General features: G+C 41.8%; 1 pseudogene. It reads right to left on the minus strand.

Annotated elements, in window-relative coordinates:
• Positions 1–144: 144 nt before the first annotated feature.
• Positions 145–364: pseudogene (locus ASJ81_RS15800) on the minus strand (hypothetical protein); the annotation flags it as partial.

Below are 364 nucleotides of genomic sequence, written 5' to 3' on the forward strand. Positions count from 1 at the left end.
GTATCTTCTACTATCTGTACGTCTTCTCCAGCTATTGATTCCCCAAATTTATCGCTTGGAAAAGGACTTACAGTATATTCCGTAGCCTCAGCTGTTAATATTGACAATAAAGATAAAAGGCAAAGGAGACAGAGTCTCCTATAATTAATGCAATGCGACACCAAATGTGTAGCTTTGTGTTCCACTAACTGATTCCCCATATACCTTGAACTTCCAGGTTCCTTGTTGCACGTATCCCTGGGAAGGATCTATACTGAAATGTATCCTGCCGTTTACGCTTCCATCAGAATTATCACGATAAGTTCCGACTTTGCTTCCTGAGGGAGTGTAAACGCTAAGAGTCAGGGAATCACTTGTGTCTCCC

This window comes from Methanosarcina spelaei, from assembly GCF_002287235.1.
In the GTDB taxonomy this organism is placed as follows: Archaea; Halobacteriota; Methanosarcinia; order Methanosarcinales; family Methanosarcinaceae; genus Methanosarcina; species Methanosarcina spelaei.